Below are 21,999 nucleotides of genomic sequence, written 5' to 3' on the forward strand. Positions count from 1 at the left end.
CGACCACCCACCACCGAACCGGTCACCACACCGGCGGCCATCGCACCCGAAGCGACCGCCTCCACCCCGGCCACATGATCCGGACCCAGCACCACAGCCCGATGCTCCAACCCGGCCCGCGTCAAAGCCAAGGACCGCCCGACCGACAGCACATCGGCATCCCGATGTGCGAGCCACTCCCCCAGCCGCGCCGCCTGTCCCCGCAGCGCCACAGCACTCTTGCCCGACAACACCCACGGCACCACCGCCGGGCCGGCACCCCCAACAGCCGCGCTCTCCTCGGCCTCCGGCGCCTGCTCCACGATGACGTGCGCGTTCGTACCACTGAAACCGAACGACGAGATGCCCGCCCGGCGCGCCCGGTCCACCTCGGGCCAAGCCGCGGCCTCTCGTACCAGTGAGACCGCGCCCGACGACCAGTCGATGTGCTGCGACGGCTCGTCGATGTGGAGGCTGCGGGGCACCACTCCGTGCTGCATCGCGAGGACCATCTTGATCACGCCGGCGACACCGGCGGCGGCCTGCGTGTGACCGATGTTCGACTTCACCGAGCCGAGCATGAGCGGGCGTTCGGCCGGTCGTTCCCGGCCGTATGTGGCGAGCAGCGCCTGCGCCTCGATGGGATCGCCGAGGGTGGTGCCGGTGCCGTGCGCCTCCACCACGTCCACATCGGCGGCGGAAAGCCGGGCATTGGTGAGCGCCTGATGAATCACACGCTGCTGCGACGGACCATTGGGCGCAGTGAGACCGTTCGAGGCACCGTCCTGGTTGACGGCGGAACCACGCACGACCGCAAGCACGGGGTGGCCGTTGCGGCGGGCGTCGGAGAGTCGCTCCAGGAGCAGCACGCCGACACCCTCGGCCGGGCCGAAGCCGTCGGCGTCGGCGGCGAACGCCTTGCAGCGGCCGTCCCGGGAAAGGCCCCGCTGCTTGCTGAACTCCACGAAGAGGCCGGGCGTCGACATCACGTGCACACCGCCCGCGAGGGCCAGGGAGCACTCGCCGTTGCGCAGCGCCTGCACCGCCAGGTGGATGGCGACGAGCGACGCCGAGCAGGCCGTGTCGACGGTGACCGCCGGACCCTCCAGGCCGAAGGTGTACGAGAGTCGGCCGGACATCACGCTGGCGGCGTTGCCGGTGCCGAGGTGACCGGCGTAGTCCTCGGCGGCCTCCACCAGCGGGGTGAGGTAGTCGGAGCCGTTGATGCCGACGAAGACGCCGGAGCGGCTGCCGCGCAGCGTGGCCGGGTCGATGCCTGCCCGCTCGAACGTCTCCCAGGTGGTCTCCAGCAGGACTCGCTGCTGCGGGTCCATGGCCGTGGCCTCGCGCGGGGAGATGCCGAAGAAGGCGGCGTCGAAGGTGGTGGCGCCGGCGAGGAAGCCTCCCTCACGGGTGATGGAGGTGTTGGGCTCGTCGGGGTCGTCGGAGAAGAGGTTGTCGAGGTCCCAGCCCCGGTCGGCGGGGAATTCGGAGAGCGCGTCCCCGTCGTTGCGCAGCAACTCCCACAACTCCTCGGGGGAGTTGGTGCCGCCCGGGTAGCGGCAGGCCATGGCCGTGATGGCGATGGGCTCGTGGGACCGGCTCTCGATGTCCCGCAGTCGCCCGTGGGCCTCGTCGAGTTGTGTCGTGACCTTCTTCAGGTACTCGCGGAGCTTCGCTTCGTTCGCCACTGGCGCTTCACCTGTTCGCATGGTCGAGAGCGTGGAGGTATTCGCACGTGCTCGGGATGGTTCGGGTCTGAGGTCTGGGGTCCCCGGGGTACTCCTCAGGGGTCCCCAGGGGCGGACGCACCGCCGGGCGGGCCGGCGGTACGTCCGGGGCGGCGACGCGCCATGAGGGAGGCGGTACGCCCAGGGGGTGGTACGCCCGGGGTGGTGGTACGCCCCGGGTGCGCGACGGTCAGCTCTGGCCCAACTTCTTGTCGATGAGGGCGAAGAGCTCGTCGTCGCTGGCGTCCTCGATCTCGTTCGCGCCGTCGTCCTCGGTGGTGGGACGGGCCTCGTTCCACCGGCCGAGCAGCGCCTGGAGCCGGCCCGCGACGCTCGCGTGGAGCGCCTCGTCGTCGCCGGCCTCGGCCGGCCGCCCGGGGTCGAGCGAGGAGAACACGCTCTCCAGCCGGTCGATCTCGGCGAGGAGGGACAGCTCGCGGGCAGGCGCCTTCGGGTCGACCTCGGCCAGCAGATGCCTGGCGAGGGCCGCCGGGTTGGGGTAGTCGTACACCAGGGTGGCGGGCAGTCGCAGACCGCTCGCGGCGTTGAGCCGGTTGCGCAGCTCGACCGCCGTGAGCGAGTCGAAGCCGAGCTCCTTGAACGCCTGCTCTCCGCCGACGAGTTCGGCCGACCGGTGGCCGAGCACGGCGGCCACCTGGCCGCGCACCAGGTCCAGCACGGTCCGCTCGCGCTCGGCGGCCGGGAGCGCGGTCAGGCGCTCGGCCAGCATCGTCTTTGCCGTGCCCTCGCCGGTCCCGTCCTGCCCCGGGCGGGCGGTGGCGGAGACGGTCCGGCGCACCGGGGTCCGCACCAGACCGCGGAACATCGGCAGGATGCCGCCGTCGGCCGCGCGAGCGCGCAGGGTGGCCGGGTCGACGGCGACCGGCATCAGCACCGGCTCGTCGCTCGCCAGGGCCGCGTCGAAGAGTGCCAGGCCGTGCGCCGCGTCGAGCGGCGCGACACCGCCGCGCGCGGCCCGGGTCCGCTCGCGCTCGGTGAGCCGGCCCGCCATGCCGCGCTCCTCCGCCCACATGCCCCACACCAGGGACAGGGCGGGCAGGCCCGCCGTGTGCCGGTGCCGGGCGAGGGCGTCGAGGAAGACGTTGGCAGCGGCGTAGTTGGCCTGTCCGGCGCCGCCGAGGGTGCCCGCGGCGGCGGAGAACAGCACGAACGCGGCCAGGTCCAGCTCACGCGTCAGCTCGTGCAGGTGCAGTGCCGCCTCGGCCTTGGGCCGTAGCACCGCGTCCACCCGCTCCGGGGTGAGCAGGTCCACGAGCCCGTCGTCCAGGACGGCGGCGGTGTGCACGACCGCCGTCAGCGGATGCTCGGCGGGTACGGAGGCGAGCAGCGCGGCTACCGCCTCCCGATCGGCCACGTCGCACGCCGCCCAGGTCGCCGAGGCACCCAACTCGCGCAGGTCGTCCACGAGTTCGCGCGCACCTTCGGCCTCCTCGCCGCGTCGGCCGACCAGCAGCAGATGGCGTGCACCGTGCTCGGCGGCCAGGTGCCGGGCGAAGAGCCGGGCGAGGCCGCCGCTCGCGCCGGTGAGCAGGACGGTGCCCTCGGGGTCGAGGGCCCGACCGGTACCTGCCGGCGCGTCCTGCCGCACCAGCCTCGGGGCGAGGAATTCCGCGCCGCGCAGCGCGAGTTCGGGCTCGTCGGACGCGGCCGCGGTGGTCAGCGCCCGGAGGGACGCCTCCGTGCCGTCGATGTCCACGAGGACGAACCGGTCCGGGTTCTCGGTCTGCGCCGCGCGCACCAGGCCCCACACCGGGGCGTGCGCCAGGTCGGTGACCTCGGCCTCCGGACCCGCGGCGACCGCGCCCCGGGTGACGAGGACCAGGCGGGATCCGGCGAACCGGCCGCCGGCCAGCCACGCCTGAACGGTGGCAAGCGCCCGGTGCGTGGCCGCCCGTACGCCGCCGATCAGGTCGTGCTCCGACGCGTCGGCGGCCGTGAGGAACGGCACGTACACCGTGTCCGGCAGCTCTCGACCGGCCGCGACGGCCGTCTCCAGGGCCGCCAGGTCGGCGTATCCGTCGAGCTCGCGGCCCGCGCCGGCGAAGGCGTCGAGCAGTACCCGGTCCGGGTCCCCGACCACGACCGGGTCGGCGGCGGACGCGTCGGCCGGGACGGCCGAGGGCTGCCAGTCCAGCCTGAACAGCCCGTCCGTCCCGCCCGTCGGGGCGAGCGCGAACCGCTCGGCGTCGAGCTCCTCCGTCACCAGCGCGGCGACGGAGGCGAGCGGCTCGCCCTCGGCGTCGGCCAGCTCCACGGCCACGGTGCCCTCGCCCTGCGGAGTGAGCGTCAGACGCAGCGCGTCCGCGCCCCCCGTGTGCAGGCGCACACCGCGCCACACGACCGGCAGCCGGCACGCGGCCCCCTCGGCCACGGCCGTAACCTGCGCCACTGCGTCCAGCAGTGCCGGGTGCAGCCCGAACCGCCCGGCGGAGGGCTGGAGTTCTTCGGACAGCCGGGCCTCCGCGAACGCCTCCTCGCCGCGCGTCCACACCCGGATCGGAGTGCGGAAGGCCGGGCCGTGGTGGCGGTCCGTAGCGGCGAGCCGTTCGAACAGGGTCCCGACCGGGACCTCAAGCGCGCCGGCGGGCGGCCACGGGGTCGTGTCGGCCCCAGTATGGGCAGCGGTGCGGGCCGCGCCGACGGCCAGCAGACCGGTGGCGTTGCGCGACCACGCGCCGTCCGCGGCCGATTCGGCCCGGCTGTGCACCTGTACGGTGCGGCGCCCGGCGTCGTCCGCCGCGCCGACCGCGACCCGCAGCTGGACAGCCCCGGTCTCGGGCAGCACGAGCGGCGCCTCGACGGTCAGCTCCTCGACGGTGTCGCAGCCGACCTCGTCCCCGGCCCGCACCGCCAGCTCGACGAACGCCGCCCCGGGCACCACCACGCTGTCCGCCACCACGTGGTCGGCCAGCCAGGGGTGCGTACGCAGGGACAGCCGCCCGGTGAACAGGAACCCGCCGGAGTCCGGGAGTTCGACAGCGGCACCGAGCAACGGGTGCCCGGCGTCACCGATGCCGGCCACGGTCACGTCACCGCTCTCCACGAACGCGTCCACCCAATAGCGCTCGCGCTGGAACGCGTACGTGGGCAGGTCGACCCGGCGCGCGCCCGTACCGGAGTGGTACGCGGTCCAGTCGACGACGGTGCCGTGGACATGGGCGAGAGCGAGGGCCGTGGTCAGGGTTTCGGCCTCGTCACGGCCTCCGCGCAGGGTGGGGGTGAGGACGGTGGTGTCGGGGTGGTCGAGGCAGTCCTGGGCCATGGCGGAGAGGATCCCGTCGGGGCCGAGCTCCAGGTAGGTGGTGACGCCCGCGGCTTCGAGGGTGCGGACACCTTCACTGAAGCGGACAGCCTCACGTACGTGACGGACCCAGAAATCGGGATCGGCCATGTCGTCCGTCACCAACATGCCGGTCAGGTTCGACACGACCGCGATACGCGGGGACTCGTAGGTCAGACCCTCGGCGACCTTGCGGAAGTCGGCGAGCATCCCGTCCATGTGCGGCGAGTGGAACGCGTGACTGACCGCGAGGCGCTTGGACTTGCGGTCCTTGAACGAGCGGACAACCCTCTCCGCCTCGTCCGCGTCACCCGAGATCACGACCGACTGTGGGCCGTTGATCGCGGCGATGCTCACGCGCTCGTTCAGGAGCGGCGCGACCTCAGCTTCCGTCGCCTGCAGCGCGATCATCAACCCGCCCTCCGGCAGGGCCTGCATCAACCGGCCCCGCGCGGCGACGAGTTCGCAGGCGTCGTCCAGAGACAGCACGCCGGCCACATGCGCGGCAGAGATCTCACCGATCGAGTGACCGGACACGAAGTCCGGCGCGAGGCCCCACGACTCGACGAGCCGGAACAACGCCACCTCGACCGCGAACAGTGCCGGCTGCGCGAACTCCGTACGATTCAGCAGCTCCGCATCGTCCCCGAACAGCACCTCCCTCAGCGGGAGTTCGAGATCCATCCGGCTCGCCACCGCGTCCAGCGCCGCCGCGAACACCGGCTGGGACGCGTACAACTCACGCCCCATATTGAGTCGCTGACTGCCCTGCCCGGTGAACAGGAGAGCGGTCTTTCGGTCCGCGCCGGCCACACCCCGTACGACCCGGGTGTCGGTCCGGTCGGCCACCAGCTCACCCAGGGCCTCGCGGAAGTCCCCGAGGTCGGCGCCGACGACCACCGCGCGGTGGTCGAGCAGCGCGCGGCCGGCGGCCAGCGAGTGGGCCACGTCCTCGGGCCGCAGCCCGTCGTGGGCGGCCAGGTGCGCCCGCAGGCGCTCGGCCTGGTCGCGCAGGGTCGCCGCGTCACGGCCCGAGAGGACCCACGCGGACGCGGTGGGCGCGCCCTGCGACCGTACGGCGTGGGGCTCGTCCGCGGTTGGGGCCTGCTCCAGGATGGTGTGGGCGTTCGTCCCGCTCACGCCGAACGAAGAGATGCCGGCGCGGCGCGGGCGGCCCGTCTCGGGCCACGCCGCGGAATCCGTCAGCAGGGAGACCTCGCCGGTGGTCCAGTCGACGTTCGGGGTGGGCTCGTCCACGTGCAGGGTTCTCGGGAGCACGCCGTGCTCCATCGCCAGCACCATCTTGATCAGACCGGCGACACCGGCCGCGGCCTGGGTGTGACCGATGTTGGACTTCACCGAACCGAGGAGGAGCGGTTGGCCGTCGGGGCGGTCCTGGCCGTAGGTCGCCAGCAGGGCCTGCGCCTCGATCGGGTCGCCCAGTCGCGTACCCGTGCCGTGCGCCTCGACGGCGTCGACCTCGTTGGCGGACAGTCCCGCGCTCGCCAACGCGGCCCAGATGACACGCTGTTGGGAGGGGCCGTTGGGAGCGGTCAGCCCGTTGGAGGCGCCGTCCTGGTTCACGGCCGAGCCACGCACCACCGCGAGAACCGGGTGCCCCTTGGCACGGGCCTGCGACAGCCGCTCCACAAGCAGCATGCCGACCCCCTCACCCCAGCCCGTACCGTCCGCAGCCGCCGCGAACGCCTTGATCCGGCCGTCCGCCGCCAGCCCGCGCTGCCGACTGAACTCCTCGAAGGCACCCGGCGTGGACATCACCGTCACGCCACCGGCGAGCGCCATGTCGCACTCGCCGTTGCGCAGCGCCTGCGCCGCCAGGTGCAGGGCCACGAGCGAGGAGGAGCAGGCCGTGTCGACCGTGACCGCCGGACCCTCCATGCCGAACACGTACGAGAGGCGACCGGAGACGACGCTCGCGGAGTTGCCGGTGCTCATGAAACCGTCGCCGCCCTCGGCGGAGTTGAGGACCAGGTTGAGATAGTCCTGACCGTTGGTGCCGACGAACACGCCCGTACGGCTGCCACGCACCGACGACGGGTCGATGCCGGCGCGCTCGAACGCCTCCCACGAGGTCTCCAGCAGCAGCCGCTGCTGCGGGTCCATGGCAAGGGCCTCGCGCGGCGAGATCCCGAAGAAGCCGGCGTCGAACTCTGCGACGTCGTAGAGGAATCCGCCCTCCTCCGTATACCCCTCGTCCCGGGCCCGCGGGCCGAGGACGGACTCGGTGTCCCAGCCCCGGTCGGTCGGGAACGCGCCGATGGCGTCCCCGTCTGCGGCCAGCAACTGCCAGAAGTCCTCGGGTGTCCGTACGCCGCCGGGAAAGCGGCAGCTCATCGCGACGATGGCGATCGGATCGCCCGTGGCGGCCGCGACGGTCGCAGCCGCCCCCGACTCGTCCTGTTCGCCGAGGAGTTCGGCGCGCAGGCGGTCGGCGAGCGCGGCGGAGGTCGGGTAGTCGTAGACGAGCGTGGCGGGCAGACGCAGCCCGGAGGCCGCGTTGAGGCGGTTGCGCAGCTCGACCGCCGTCAGCGAGTCGAAGCCCAGTTCCTTGAACGCCCGCCCGGCGCCCACCCTTTCGACGCCCGCGTGGCCGAGGACGCCGGCCACCTCCTTGCGGACCAGATCGAGCAGCAGCCGCTCCCGCTCGCTCGGGGGCAGCTCGGCGAGCCGGCCCGCCAGACCCTGCCGTTCCGAGGCCGGCGTCTCGCCGCCGGTCGCGCCGTCGGTCGCGCCGGAACCGGATTCCCGGGCCTCCGCGATCTCGGCGAACAGGTTGCTCCCCCGCGCGGCCGTGAAGGCAGGGGCGTAGCGCGCCCAGTCGACGTCCGCCACCGTGACGGCGGTGTCGCCGGCGCCGACGGCCCGGTGCAGGGCCGTGACGGCGAGGTCGGCGGCCATGGGCGGCACGCCGCCCTGGCGCATACGGGCCTCCAGCGCCTGGTCGGCGGCCATGCCGCCGTCGGCCCAGGGGCCCCAGGCGAGCGAGGTCGCGGCCAGACCGTCGGCACGGCGCTGCTCGGCCAGGGCATCCAAGTAGGCGTTGGCGGCGGCGTAGTTGGCCTGACCAGCCGTGCCGATGGTGCCGCTCATGGAGGAGTACAGCACGAACGCATCGAGCCCGATGCCGAGTTCGCCCGTCAGCTCGTGCAGGTTGCGCGCGGAGACCGCCTTGGCCCGCAGCACGGACCGGATCCGCTCAGGGGTGAGGCTGTTCAGCATGCCGTCGTCCAGGATGCCGGCGGTGTGGACCACGGCCGTCAGGCCCTCCGCCTCGGCCGCCAGCAGCTCGCGCAGCGCGTCCCGGTCGGCGGCGTCGCAGGCCACGACGGACACGTCGGCGCCCAAGTCGGCAAGTTCGGCCGCGAGTTCGGCCGCGCCCGGGGCATCCGTACCCCGACGGCCGACGAGGACCAGGCGCTCGGCGCCCTCGGCGGCCAGCCGTCGGGCGACCTTGCCGCCCAGCGCACCCGTGCCACCCGTGATCAGGACAGTGCCGGAGGGATTCCAGCTGGCCGCGCCTTCGGCCTGCGGGGCCCGGACCAGACGGCGACCGAAGGCGCCGGAGCCGCGCACGGCGACCTGATCCTCGTCCGAGCCGGAGACGAGGCCGGAAGGGAGGCCGGAAGCGAGGCCGGGAGTGGCGCCGGTTCCGGCGAGCACGCCGACGAACCGGGCTGCGGCCCGCTCGTCCAGCTCGGTGGGGATGTCGACCAGACCGCCCCAGCGGTCCGGGTGTTCCAGGGCCGCGACCCGACCCAGGCCCCACACCTCGGCGGCGACGGGGTCGGCGAGCCGGTCGGAGCGGCCCACGGAGACCGCGCCACGGCTCACGGCCCACAGCGGGGCCGCGACAGCCGTGTCACCGAGGGCCTGCAGCAGGGCGGCGGTCTCCACCGCGCCCAGCAGCGAGACCACACCGGTCACGTCGGCGGAGCCTGCGAGCAGGGCGGCGAGCGCCGCGCGGTCGGATCCCGCCGGGACGGCGAGCGCACGCACCTCGGCACCCGCGCCTGTCAGGGCGGCCGCCACATCGGGATCGCCCCCGCCCTCGGCCGGCCACGCGACCAGCCACGAGCCCGACAGCCGGGCTCCGGCGGCCGGCTCGGCCAGCGGCTTCCAGATGACGCGGTAGCGCCAACCGTTCACGGCCGACTGCGCCTTGCGACGCTTGCGCCACGCCGACAGGGCGGGCAGGACACCTGCCCAGCTCTCCCCGTCGCCGGACTCGACCGTCTCCGCCAGCGACTCCCGGTCCCCGCGCTCGACCGCGTCCCAGAACCGGGCGTCCACGACGTCCGTGGTGCCGTCACCCGACACGGCCCCGGTCCGGACGGCATCCGGCCAGTAGCGCTGATGCTGGAAGGGGTACGTGGGCAGGTCCGCGTACCGGGTCACGATGCCGGTCCCGTGGAAAGCGGCCCAGTCGACCGGGACGCCCCGTACGTGGGCGGTGGCCAGAGCGGTGACGACGGTCTCGGCCTCGATCCGGCCGCCGCGCAGCGCGGGCACGAAGCCGGCGTTCCCGTCGGTCACGCAGTCCTGGGCCATGGCGGAGAGAACCCCGTCCGGGCCCAGCTCGACGTACGTGGTGACGCCGGCCGCCTCCAGGGCTCGGATGCCGTCGGCGAAGCGGACCGCCTCACGGACATGCCGGACCCAGAACTCTGGCTGCGTCAACTGCTCTGAATCGAGAGCACCGCTCACATTCGAGACCAGTGCTATCCGCGGGGCCTGGTACGTGATGCTCTCCGCGACCTCGCGGAAGGCGTCGAGCATGCCGTCCATGTGCGGCGAGTGGAAGGCGTGACTGACGGTCAGCCGCTTGGACTTGCGACCGCTGAACGATCCCGCGATCCTTTCCGCCTCATCCGCATCACCCGCGATCACCACGGACTGCGGACCGTTGACGGCAGCGATGCTCACCCGCTCATTGAGCAGCGGAGCGACCTCCGCCTCCGTCGCCTGGAGAGCGATCATGACCCCGCCCTCAGGCAGGGCCTGCATCAGCCGACCCCGAGCGGACACCAACTTGCAGGCGTCCTCCAGCGAGAACACCCCCGCCACATGCGCAGCCGCGATCTCACCGATCGAGTGCCCGGACACGAAGTCCGGCCGCACACCCCACGACTCGAACAGTCGGAAGAGGGCGACCTCGATCGCGAACAGCGCCGGCTGCGCGAACTCCGTCCGGTTCAGCAATTCGGCGTCCTCGCCGAACAGCACGTCCTTCAACGGCAGCTCAAGGTCCATCCGCTCGGCGACCGCGTCGATCGCCTCCGCGAACACCGGGTACGCGACGTACAACTCACGCCCCATCCCCGGTCGCTGGCTGCCCTGCCCGGTGAACAGGAACGCCGCCTTCCCGCCGGTTCCCGAGCCACGGACGACGCCCGGGGCCGCACTGCCTTCGGCGACGGTGGCGAGTCCGGTCAGCAGGCCCTCGCGGTCTCCCGCCACCACGGCGGCCCGCTCCTGGAACGATGACCTCCCCAGCGCCAGGGCACGCCCGACCTCGGCCGCAGCCGGTTCCGGAGCGGCCGTCACATGGGCGAGCAGTGCTCGCGCCTGGTCCCGCAGGGCGGAGTCGGTCTTCGCCGACAGCAGCACCGGAAGTACCGGCTGCTCGGAGGCGGCGGCCGCGGTGTCCGGAGCGGCCGGTTCCGGGGCCTGCTCCAGAATGGTGTGCGCGTTCGTCCCGCTGAAGCCGAACGAGGAGACCCCAGCTCGGCGCGGGCGACCCGTCTCGGGCCACGCAACCGATTCCGTCAGCAGGGCGATGTCGCCCGCGTCCCAGTCCACCTGCGGGGACGGCTCGTCGACATGCAGCGTTTGGGGCAGCACCCCGTGCCGCATCGCCATGACCATCTTGATGATGCCCGCGACACCGGCCGCGGCCTGCGTGTGCCCGATGTTCGACTTGATCGACCCCAGGTGCAGCGGCAGCCCCTCGTCACGGTCCTTCCCGTACGTCGCCAGCAGCGCCTGCGCCTCGATCGGGTCACCCAGCCGCGTCCCCGTACCGTGCGCCTCCACCGCGTCCACCTCGGACGCGGTCAGCCCCGCGCCGGCGAGCGCCGCCCGGATGACCCGCTGCTGCGAGGGTCCGTTCGGGGCGGTCAGACCGTTGGACGCACCGTCCTGGTTGACGGCCGAACCACGGACCACGGCCAGGACGGGATGCCCGTTGCGGCGAGCGTCGGAAAGACGCTCCACGAGCAGCATGCCCGCGCCCTCACCCCAGCCCGTCCCGTCGGCAGCCGCCGCGAAGGCCTTCACGCGACCGTCGGAGGCGAGCCCCCGCTGACGGCTGAACTCGATGAAGGTGCCCGGCGTGGACATCACTGTGACGCCGCCCGCCAGGGCCAGGTCGCACTCGCCGTTGCGCAGCGCCTGGATCGCCCAGTGCAGGGCGACCAGCGAGGAGGAGCAGGCCGTGTCGACCGTGACCGCGGGGCCCTCCAGACCGAAGACGTACGAGAGCCGGCCGGAGACCACACTGGCGGCGGTGCCGGTCCCGAGGTGGCCCTCCAGGCCCTCGGAGTCCTCCAGCAGTACGGAGAGGTAGTCCTGGCCGTTGGTGCCGACGAACACCCCTGCCTGGCTGCCCCGGAGCGTCTCCGGGTCGATGCCGGCACGCTCGAACGCCTCCCACGAGGTCTCCAGCAGCAGCCGCTGCTGCGGGTCCATGGCCAGCGCCTCGCGCGGCGAGATACCGAAGAACTCCGCGTCGAAGTCGGCCGCGTCGTACAGGAACCCGCCCGCACGGGCGTACGACGTGCCCAGCGCGCCGGGGTCTGCGTCGTAGAGCGCGTCCACGTTCCACCCCCGATCCAGCGGGAGGTCGCCGATGGCGTCGCCACCGGACGCGAGCAGTGCCCACAGATCCTCGGGGGTCCTTACGTTGCCGGGGAAGCGGCAGCTCATCGCGACGATCGCGATCGGGTCGTCGGTGGAGACGGCCACGGCCGGCAGCACCGCGCCGGACACCTCGACGCCGCCCACCAGTTCGCCCCGCAGATACGCGGCGAGGGAGGCCGCGGTCGGATAGTCGTAGACCAGGGTGGCCGGGAGCTTCAGACCGGTCGCGGCGCCGAGCCGGTTGCGCAGCTCGACGGCGGTCAGCGAGTCGAAGCCGATCTCACGGAAGGCGCGCCCCGCCTCGATCTCGTCGGCGCCGGAATGCCCGAGCACTTCGGCGACCTGGCCGCGCACCAGGTCGAGCAGGAACGCCTCGCGGTCACCCGCGGGCAGCTCCTCGATCCGCCGGGCCAGCGACGGGCCGGGCTGCGCAGCCTGACCGTTGACGGCACGGGTGGCCGCGACCTCGGGGAGTTCGGCGAGGAGGTTGCTCGCCCGGACTGCCGTGCGGCCCGGGGCGTAGCGCTCCCACTCCACGTCCACGATCATCAGCGCGGCCTCGGTGGAGCCGACGCTGTGGACCATCGCCGTCAGCGCCGTCCCGGGCGCCATCGGCGGCACACCGCCCTGGCGCATCCGAGCCTCCAGCGCCTGGTCGGCGGCCATACCGCCGTCGGCCCACGGACCCCAGGCCAGCGAGGTCGCCGCCAGGCCGTCGGTGCGGCGCTGCTCGGCCAAGGCATCCAAGTAGGCGTTGGCGGCAGCATAGTTGGCCTGACCAGCCGCACCGAGCGTGCCACTCATGGAGGAGAACAGCACGAACGCATCAAGCCCGATGCCGAGTTCGACGGTCAGCTCGTGCAGGTTGCGGGCCGAGTCCGCCTTGGCCCGCAGCACCGACGCGAACCGCTCGGCGGTCAGGGAGTCCAGCACCCCGTCGTCCAGGACACCGGCCGTGTGCACGACGGCCGTCAGACCCTCCGCCTCGCCCGCCAGCAGCTCCCGCAACGCGTCCCGGTCCGCGGCATCACACGCCACAACGGACACATCCACACCCAAGCCGACCAGCTCAGCGGCCAGTTCGGCCGCACCCGGGGCATCCATACCCCGACGGCTGGTCAACACCAGGCGCTCGGCGCCCTCGGCAGCCAACCTCCGGGCGACCTTGCCACCCAGCACACCCGTCCCACCGGTGACCAGAACGGTGCCGGACGGGGTCCAGGAACCCTGGCTGCCAGGGGCGCGGACGAGACGACGGCCGAAGACGCCCGAGTCCCGCACCGCGACCTGGTCCTCGCCCGGATCCGTACCGGCGAGCACGCCCACCAGACGCGCTCCGGCCCGCTCGTCCAACTCGGCCGGAATGTCGACCAGACCACCCCAGCGGTCCGGATGCTCCAACGCCGCCACCCGGCCCAGACCCCACACCTCGGCGGCAGCCGGGGCGACGAGCCGGTCGGAGCGGCCCACGGACACAGCGCCCCGGGTCACCGCCCACAACGGAGCCGTGACACCGGCATCACCCAGTGCCTGCACCAGAGCGGCGGTGTCCACCACAGCCAGCAGCGAGACCACACCGTTCACGTCGGCGAAGTCCGCGAGCAGTGCGGCGAGCGCAGCGCGGTCGGATTCCGCCGGGACGGCGAGCGTACGCACCTCAGCGCCCGCACCCGACAGCGCGGCCACCACATCAGCATCACCCGCACCCTCGGCGGGCGACACCACCAACCACGTACCACTCAGCCCGCCGGCAGGGCTACCGGCCAACGGCTTCCAGCTGACCCGGTAACGCCAACCATCCACCTCCGACTCGGCCTTACGCCGCTTGCGCCAGGCCGAAAGGGCAGGCAACAACTCGGAGACCGTGGCGTCACCGGGCACATCCAACTCAGCCGTCAGCGCGGCCAGGTCCTGCTGCTCGACCGCATCCCAGAAACCTTCGTCCACGACAGGGGCGGTCCCGCCGATGACGGGAGCACCGGTGGGCAGGACGGTGTCCGGCCAGTAGCGCTTGCGCTGGAAGGCATACGGGGGCAGGTCCGCGCGACCGGCGCCAGTACCGGCGAAGAAGGCGGACCAGTCAACGGCCGCGCCGCGAACGTAGCCCTGGGCGAGGGCCGCGACGGCGGTCTCGGCCTCGTCACGCCCACCGCGCAGGACAGGGACGAAGACAGCAGCGTCGGCGTTCTCGACGCAGTCCTGGGCCATGGCGGACAGGACGCCGTCGGGACCGAGCTCGACGAACGTGGTCACGCCCGCCGCCTCCAGTGCCCGCACACCGTCGTGGAAACGGACCGCCTCGCGGACGTGACGCACCCAGAACTCCGGCTGCGTCAACTGCTCCGAAGCAAGAGCACCGCTCACATTCGAGATCACCGGTATGCGCGGCAGCTCGTACGTCAGGCTCTCCGCCACGGCACGGAACTCGTCGAGCATCCCGTCCATGTGCGGCGAATGGAACGCGTGACTGACGGCGAGGCGCTTGGACCTGCGGTCGCCGAACGATCCGGCGATCCTCTCGGCCTCGTCCGCGTCACCTGCGATGACCACCGACCGCGGGCCGTTGATGGCGGCGATGCTCACCCGCTCGTTCAGAAGCGGAGCGACCTCCGCCTCCGTCGCCTGGAGCGCGATCATCACCCCGCCCTCGGGCAGCGCCTGCATCAGCCGACCACGCGCCGACACCAGCTTGCAGGCATCCGCCAGCGACAGCACTCCCGCCACATGCGCGGCAGCGATCTCACCGATCGAGTGACCGGACACGAAATCCGGCCGCACACCCCACGACTCGAACAGCCGGAACAACGCCACCTCGACCGCGAACAACCCCGGCTGCGCGAACTCCGTACGATTCAGCAACTCCGCATCGTCCCCGAACAGCACGCCCTTCAGCGGCAGTTCGAGGTCCATCCGACTCGCGACCGCGTCCAGCGCCGCCGCGAACACCGGGTACGCCGCGTACAACTCACGCCCCATACCCAGCCGCTGACTCCCCTGACCCGTGAACACGAAGGCGAGCGCGCCACTGTCGACCGCGCCCCGGACCAGGCCGGCCGAAGTCCCACCCTCGGCGAGGGCCGTGAGCCCGGCGGACAGACCCGCGTGCCCGTCGGCCGGAATCCCCAGCAGCACCGCGCGATGCTCCAGAGCGGCACGGCCGACGGCGAGCGAATGACCGACATCCAGGACCTCGACCGGACCCTCGGCAAAGCCGCGCAACCGGACGGCCTGATCCCGCAGCGCCTCCGCAGTACGACCGGAGACCAGCCACGGCAGCACCGGCAGAGCGCGAGACGCCTCGGGCACCGGGCCCGGCATGTCCTCGGGAGCCTGCTCGATGACAGCGTGGGCGTTGGTGCCGCTGTAGCCGAAGGAGGAGACACCCGCGCGGCGCGGGCGACCCGTCTCCGGCCAGGCCACGGCCTCGGTGAGCAGGGCGATGTCCCCGGCGGACCAGTCGACGTGCGGGGTCGGCTCGTCGATGTGCAGGGTCCTGGGCAGCACCCCGTGGCGCATGGCCATGACCATCTTGATGATGCCGGCGGCACCGGCGACGGCCTGGGTGTGGCCGATGTTCGACTTCACCGAGCCGAGCCACAGCGGCCGGTCGGCAGAGCGCCCCTGGCCGTAGGTGGCCAGCAGCGCCTGCGCCTCGATCGGGTCGCCGAGCGCCGTACCGGTGCCGTGCGCCTCGACGGCGTCCACGTCCGTGGCGGACAGGCCGGCGTCGGCGAGGGCCTCGCGGATGACGCGCTGCTGGGACGGGCCGTTGGGGGCGGTCAGCCCGTTGGAGGCGCCGTCCTGGTTGACGGCGGTGCCCTTGATGACCGCGAGGACCGGGTGGCCGTTGCGGCGCGCGTCGGACAGGCGCTCCACCAGGAGCAGGCCGACGCCCTCGGACCAGTTGGTGCCGTCGGCGGAGGCGGCGAAGGCCTTGATACGGGCGTCGGCGGCAAGGCCGCGCTGTCGGCTGAACTCGGTGAACGCGCCGGGCGTGGACATGATCGTCACGGCGCCGGCGAGTGCCATCGTGCAGGTGCCGCGCCGCAGTGCCTGGGCCGCGAGGTGCAGGGTGACCAGGGACGACGAGCAGGCCGTGTCGATGGTGACGGCCGGCCCCTCCAGGCCGAAGGTGTAGGAGATGCGGCCGGAGACGACGCTGGCGGCGTTGCCGGTGCCGAGGTGACCCTCCAGGCCGTCGGAGTCGTTGAGCCAGAGCTGGAGGTAGTCCTGCGCGTTGGAGCCGACGAAGACGCCGGTGCGGCTGCCGCGCAGGGTCGCCGGGTCGATGCCGGCCCGCTCGAAGACCTCCCAGGTGGTCTCCAGCAGGAGCCGCTGCTGCGGATCCATCGCCAGAGCCTCGCGCGGCGAGATCCCGAAGAGGCCCGCGTCGAAAAGCGCGGCGTCGTGGAGGAAGCCGCCCTCTCGGACGTAGGAGGTGCCCTCTTGGTCGGGGTCGTCGCTGTAGAGGGTGTCGAGGTCCCAGCCGCGGTCGGCGGGGAAGGCGGTGATGCCGTCGCGGCCCTCGGCGAGCATGCGCCACAGGTCCTCGGGGGAGGTGATGCCGCCGGGGAAGCGGCAGCCCATGGCCACGATGGCGATGGGGTCGTCGGACTCGTCGGTGACGGTCCGCGCGATCGCGGCGGTGCCGGCCGGGGCGGCCAGGTCGCCGACGATCTCCTCTCGCAGGTACGCGGCGAGCGCGGTCGCGGTCGGGTAGTCGAATACGAGCGTGGCGGGCAGCCGGCGCCCGGTGGCCTCGCCGAGCAGGTTGCGCAGCTCGACGGCGGTCAGCGAGTCGAAGCCGAGTTCCTTGAAGGAGCGGCCGGGCTCGACGGAGGCGGAGCCGGGATGGCCGAGGGCGGAGGCGACCTGCTTGCGCACGAGGTCGAGCAGGACCCGGTCCTGTTCGGCGGCCGGGAGGCCGGCCAGGCGGCGGCGCAGCCCGTCCTCGCCGCCCGCGAAGACCGCGCCGGTGGCGGTGCGGCGCGCGGGGACACGTACCAGGCCGCGCAGCAGCGGCGCCATGGTGCCGGCGCGGGCCTGGGTGCGCAACGCGGCGGTGTCGACGCGCATGAGGACCGGGGCGGGCTCGTCGAGCCGGTGCACCAGGTCGAACAGGTCCAGGCCCTCGGCGGTGGTCAGGGGTGGCAGACCGTTCCGGCGCATGCGGACCATGTCGGCCTCGGTGAGGGTGCCGGCCATACCGTCGGCGTCGGCCCACAGCGCCCAGGCGGTGGAGGTGGCGGGCAGCCCCAGGTAACGGCGGTGCTCCGCGAGGGCGTCGAGGAAGACGTTGCCGGCCGCGTAGTTGCCCTGGCCGGGGCCGCCGAAGACACCGCCGATGGAGGAGAAGAGGACGAAGGCGGTGAGGTCGAGGTCCCGGGTGAGCTCGTGCAGGTTGCAGGCCGCGTCCACCTTGGGGCGCAGCACTGCCGAGAGCCGCTCGGGGGTGAGGGAGGCGATCACGCCGTCGTCGAGGACGCCGGCGGTGTGCACGACCGCGCCGAGCGGGTGCTCCGCGGGCACGGCGGCCAGGACGGCGGCGAGCGCGTCCCGGTCGGCCACGTCGCAGGCCGCCCAGGTGGCGTTGGCACCCAACTCAACCAGTTCCGCGGAGAGTTCGGCGGCACCGGGCGTGTCCGCGCCGCGTCGGCCGACCAGCAGCAGATGCCGTACGCCGTGTTCGGTGACCAGACGGCGGGCGACCAGGCCGCCGAGCATGCCGCCCGCGCCGGTGACGAGCACGGTGGCGTCGGGGGCGTACGTGACGACGGGTTCGGTGTCGTCGTCCTCCTCACGCACCGGCACGCGGGCCAGGCGGGGGGCGTACGCGGTGCCGTCGCGCAGGGCGAGCTGCGGTTCGCCCGCGTCGAGCGCGGCGGGCAGGGCGTCTATGGAGGAGTCGACGCCGTCGGTGTCCAACAGCAGCAGTCGGTCGGGGTACTCGGACTGTGCGGAGCGCAGCAGTCCCCACACGGCGGCGTGAACGGGGTCGGTGACGGTGTCGCCGACCGCACCGCGCGTGACCACCACGAGCCGGGCGTCGCCGAACCTCTCGTCCCCGCACCACTGTTGGACCAGCGCGAGCGCGCGGTGCGTGGCGTCGTGCACGGCCTCGGCGTCCACCCGCGGCGTACCGTCGACGGTGTACGGGCCGTAGCCGACGAGCACGGCGTCCGGGACGGGCGAGCCGTCCGCGACTGCCCCGGCCAGCTCGGTCAGGTCTGCGTACGCGGCCATTTCGCCGCCCAGCGCAGTACTCAGCGCCTCGAATGCGGTCTCGGGCACGGCATCGGACGTGGCAACGAGCGTGACATCGGACGTGGTCTCGGACGTGGCCTCGGACGTGGCCTCGTGACCGGTGAGCAGGTCGGCCGGATCGCCGAGCACAGCCCAGCGCAGGGTGCGCGCGGGCGTTTCGGCGGGAGCGGGCAGCGCGGTCCACTCGGTGCGGAACACCGACTCGTGGTGCGCGGCGCGGGCGACCCGCAGCTGGTCGGCGGAGACGGTGCGCAGCACCAGCGAGTCGACGGTGGCGACCGGTGCGCCGCCGGCGTCCGCGATGTCCAGGCGCACGCCGTTGGCACCGGCCGGGGCCAGCCGCACCCGCAGGGCGTCGGCGCCCGCGGCGTGCAGACGCACTCCGGTCCAGGCGAAGGGCAGTCGGCCCTCGCCGTCGGTACCTCCCAGCACGCCCAGCCCGAAGGCGTGCAGGGCCGCGTCCAGCAGTGCGGGGTGCAGTCCGAAGTCCCGTGCGGCAGCGGCGTGTTCCTGGGGAAGGGCGACCTCGACGCAGACCGCGTCGCCGTGCCGCCAAGCAGTGGTCAGGCCCTGGAACACGGGGCCGTAGCCCATGCCGACCTCGGCGAGTTCCGCGTACAGGCCGTCGACGGCGAGCTGTTCGGCGCCGGGCGGCGGCCACTCGGTCAGGTCGGCGCCGGACTGCGCCGTGCCCTGGCCGAGCAGACCGGAGGCGTGCCGGGTCCACGGCTCCTCGGTGGCGTCCTGCGGCCGGGAGGAGAGCGAGAAGGTACGGCTCCCGGAGCCGTCCGCGTCGGGCGCGCCGAGGTGGATCTGCACCTGGACGCCACCGCGCGGGGGCAGCACCAGCGGCGCCTCCAGCGTCAGTTCCTCCAGGACGTCGCAGCCGACCTGGTCACCGGCGTGCACGGCGAGCTCGACGAAGGCCGTGCCGGGCAGCAGGACCGTGTCCATGATCGCGTGGTCGGCCAGCCAGGGGTGGGTGTCCAGCCCGAGCCGGGCGGTGAGCAGCAGCCCCTCCGTGTCGGCGAGCGTCACGGCGGCGCCGAGCAGGGGGTGCCCGACCTCCTCCAGACCGGCCGCCCGCACGTCCCCGGCCCGCACGCCGGGCGCCAGCCAGTACGTCTGGCGCTGGAAGGCGTACGTCGGGAGGTCCACGCGCTCGACACCCGTGCCGGCAAAGTACGCGGCCCAGTCGACGCGCGTGCCGTTGACGTGCGCGAGGGCGAGGGCGGCGACGGCGGTCTCGGCCTCGTCGCGGCCGGCGCGCAGGGCGGGGACGAACGCAGCGGCGTCGGCGTTCCCGTCGGTCACGCAGTCCTGGGCCATGGCGGACAGGACGCCGTCGGGACCGAGCTCGAGGTACGTGGTGACACCGGCCGCCTCCAGGGCGCGGATGCCGTCGGCGAAGCGGACCGCTTCACGGACATGACGCACCCAGAACTCGGGCTGCGTCAACTGCTCCGAAGCGAGAGCACCGCTCACATTCGAGATCACCGATAGCTTCGGCAGCTCGTACGTCAGGGACTCGGCCACGGCGCGGAATTCGTCGAGCATGCCGTCCATGTGGGGCGAGTGGAAGGCGTGGCTCACGGTCAGCCGCTTGGACCTGCGGTCGCCGAACGATCCAGCGATCCTCTCGACCTCATCCACGTCGCCGGCAATGACCACCGAGCGCGGCCCGTTGATCGCCGCGATGCTCGCCCGCTCCGACAGCAGCGGCGTGACCTCGTCCTCGGCGGCCTGAAGCGCGATCATCACCCCGCCCCCGGGCAGCGCCTGCATCAGCCGACCCCTGGCGGACACCAACTTGCAGGCATCCGCCAGGCTCAGCACCCCGGCCACATGAGCAGCCGCGATCTCACCGATCGAGTGACCGGCAACAAAGTCCGGCTTCACACCCCACGACTCGAACAACCGGAACAACGCCACCTCGACCGCGAACAACGCAGGCTGCGCGAACTCCGTACGGTTCAACACCTCCGCGTCCGCACCGAACAGCACGTCCTTCAGCGGCAGTTCGAGATCCATTCGGCTCGCCACCGCGTCCAACGCCGACGCGAACACCGGCTGCGAGGCGTACAACTCACGCCCCATCCCCAGCCGCTGACTCCCCTGCCCCGTAAACAGGAAGGCGAGCTTGCCACCGACGGCGGAGCCGCTGACGACACCGGGGACGGCACGCCCCTCGGCGAGGGCGGCCAGCCCGGCCAGCAGGCCCTCGCGATCGCCCCCGACGACCGCGGCCCGCTGCTCGAAGGCGGTGCGGCCCAGCGCCAGCGAGCCGCCGATGTCGGCCGGGCGCAGCTCGGGGTGCGCCTCGACGTGCGCGAGCAACCGGCGGGCCTGGTCACGCAGCGCGTCCTGCCCCTTGGCGGACAGCAGCCACGGCACGACCGACGGCCCGGCCGCCGCGGCGGGCGCGCTCTCGGACGCGGGCTCGGCGACCGCCTCGGGAGCCTGCTCGATGATCGTGTGGACATTGGTGCCGCTGACGCCGAAGGCGGAGACGCCGAAGCGGCGCGGGCGCCCGGTCTCGGGCCAGGCGCGCTGCTCGGTGAGCAGCCGCACGGCACCGGCGGACCAGTCCACGTGCGAGGTCGGTTCGTCCACGTGCAGGGTCCTGGGCAGCACCCCGCGGCGCATGGCCATGACCATCTTGATGATGCCCGCGACACCGGCCGCGTTCTGGGTGTGGCCGAGGTTGGACTTCAGCGAACCGAGCCAGAGGGGCCGGTCGGCCTCGCGACCCTGGCCGTACGTGGCCAGCAGCGCCTGGGCCTCGATCGGGTCGCCCAGCCGCGTACCCGTGCCGTGCGCCTCGACCGCGTCCACGTCGGCGGTGGTCAGTCGGGCGCTTTCCAGGGCCTGGTGGATGACGCGTTGCTGGGCGGGGCCGTTGGGGGCGGTCAGACCGTTGGAGGCGCCGTCCTGGTTCACGGCGGAGCCGCGCACGACGGCGAGGATCTGGTGGCCGTTGCGGCGCGCGTCGGAGAGGCGCTCCACCAGCAGCACGCCGACGCCCTCGGACCAGCCGGTGCCGTCGGCGGCCTCGGCGAAGGACTTGCAGCGCCCGTCGGGCGACAGTCCACGCTGCCGGCTGAACTCGACGAAGACGTCCGGGCCCGCGAGGACGGTGGCGCCGGCGGCGAGCGCCAGCGAGCACTCGCCGTTGCGCAGCGCCTGGACGGCCATGTGCAGGGCGACGGACGAGGAGGAGCAGGCGGTGTCGACGGTGGCGGCGGGACCTTCCAGACCGAAGACGTACGCGAGCCGGCCGGAGGCCACGCTGGAGGCGGTGCCGGTGAGCAGATGGCCTTCGACGCCGTCGGGCAGCTCGGTGGTGGCGGCGCCGTACGCGTTGGCGGAGGCGCCGACGAAGACGCCGGCGCGGCTGCCGCGCAGTGTGGTCGGGTCGATGCCCGCGTGCTCGAAGACCTCCCAGGTGGTCTCCAGCAGCATGCGCTGCTGCGGGTCCATGGCGAGGGCCTCGCGCGGCGAGATCCCGAAGAACGCGGGGTCGAAGTCGGCCACGTCGGGCAGGAATCCGCCCTCGCGGGCGTACGTGGTGCCCTCGTGGTCCGGGTCGGGGTCGTAGAGGGACTCGGTGTCCCAGCCGCGGTTCTCCGGGAATCCGGAGATGGCGTCGGCGCCGCTCTCGACGAGGTGCCACAGGTCCTCGGGGGACCGTACGCCGCCGGGGAAGCGGCAGCTCATGCCGACGATCGCGATGGGTTCGCGTGAGGCGTCGGTCAGCTCCTGGTTCCGACGGCGCAGCCGCTCGGTTTCCTTGAGGGAGGCCCGCAGCGCTTCAACGACTTTTACGTCGGGGGTTGTCATCACTCA

General features: G+C 73.0%; 2 protein-coding genes. Both read right to left on the bottom strand.

All coding sequences use genetic code 11. The annotated features are described in order from the left end of the window. Nucleotides 1-1,670 (bottom strand): type I polyketide synthase (locus ACFYR3_RS42335; RefSeq protein ID WP_389287581.1); only part of this gene is annotated, 1,670 nt, incomplete at its 3' end. 229 nt (nt 1,671-1,899) lie between these two features. After that, nucleotides 1,900-21,993, bottom strand: coding sequence for a type I polyketide synthase (locus ACFYR3_RS42340; RefSeq protein WP_389287583.1), 20,094 nt, complete (start codon nt 21,991-21,993; stop codon nt 1,900-1,902). Nucleotides 21,994-21,999 lie beyond the last annotated feature (6 nt).

Source organism: Streptomyces sp. NPDC005784, assembly GCF_042871525.1.
GTDB lineage: Bacteria > Actinomycetota > Actinomycetes > Streptomycetales > Streptomycetaceae > Streptomyces.

Bases quoted from the DNA above. Each gene is read 5' to 3' on its own strand.
- ACFYR3_RS42340 (WP_389287583.1), bottom strand. From the start codon at position 21,993: ATGACAACCCCCGACGTAAAAGTCGTTGAAGCGCTGCGGGCCTCCCTC.